Origin of the sequence: Streptomyces sp. 13-12-16, from assembly GCF_002114215.1 — a bacterium.
Taxonomy (GTDB): Bacteria; Actinomycetota; Actinomycetes; order Streptomycetales; family Streptomycetaceae; genus Streptomyces.
The window spans coordinates 1-794 of the sequence record NZ_NCTE01001341.1 but is presented as its reverse complement, the minus strand read 5'-3'; the positions used below and the strand labels follow the sequence as shown (position 1 = coordinate 794).

Sequence of the window (794 nt, the reverse complement as noted above, 5' to 3'; positions counted from 1 at the left end):
GCCGGCCGTCCCCGGGCCCGCGCCGGCCTCCTCGGCCGTGTGCACCGGTGCCGTCGGCGCGGCGGACCGCGTGGGTGCCGGTGCGGACGGCGCGGGGGAGCCGGCCATGAGGGCCTGGAGGGCACCGAGGGCCCGCTGCACGGAGCCGAGGTGGGCGGTGACCGCGGTCAGTTCCCTCTCCAGCGCCTGCTTCTGCATCTCCAGCCGGGCCAGGTCCTCCTGAAGGCTCTCGGCGGTGATCTCGATGTCGCGAGCCGTGGGAGTCACGGAGACCATGTGTTCCTCTCGTCGTCCTCAACCCGTTGTTCCGGCCGGCCCCGTCACACGACCGCACCGGATGCTACCCGGGCATCGTGCACATCGTCCTTCCCCGGCCCGTTCCCGATGTCACACCCGAGCCGACCGTCCGGTCTCCTCAAGTGAGTGAGGAACAGTGTCGAATCGTCCCGCAGGAGGCGTTCCATGGATTGGCGTGACCGGGGCCTGTGCCTACGCGAAGACCCTGATCTCTTCTTCCCGATAGGCAGCGTCAGCAGTGGTCAGGTGGTGGTGCAGACGGACGAGGCGAAGTCCGTCTGCCGCCGTTGTCCCGTGACGGAACAGTGTCTGGCGTGGGCCGTCCTCGCGGGCCCGGTCGAAGGCATCTGGGGCGGTACGACGGAAGGGGAGCGCCGTGCCGCACGACGGCGTGCGGTACGGCGGCGGACGACGGCGGGGACGGCCGCCTGAGCACGGGCCGCGCGAGCCGGGGACACACGGCGGGGCGGGCGGGGCGGAACCGATACCGGTTCCGC

The 794-nt window shown here is 71.8% G+C and carries 1 protein-coding gene and 1 pseudogene; one reads left to right on the top strand and one right to left on the bottom strand.

Annotated elements, in window-relative coordinates:
• Window positions 1–276 (bottom strand): annotated as a pseudogene (locus B7767_RS40695) (hypothetical protein); the annotation flags it as partial.
• 186 nt (window positions 277–462) lie between these two features.
• On the opposite strand from B7767_RS40695, the gene B7767_RS40690 reads away from it, so the two are divergent.
• Entirely contained in the window at window positions 463–729 is a 267-nt protein-coding gene (locus tag B7767_RS40690; RefSeq protein WP_085576288.1) for a WhiB family transcriptional regulator, read from the top strand.
• Window positions 730–794 lie beyond the last annotated feature (65 nt).

Bases quoted from the DNA above. Each gene is read 5' to 3' on its own strand.
- B7767_RS40690 (WP_085576288.1), top strand. From the start codon at position 463: ATGGATTGGCGTGACCGGGGCCTGTGCCTACGCGAAGACCCTGATCTC.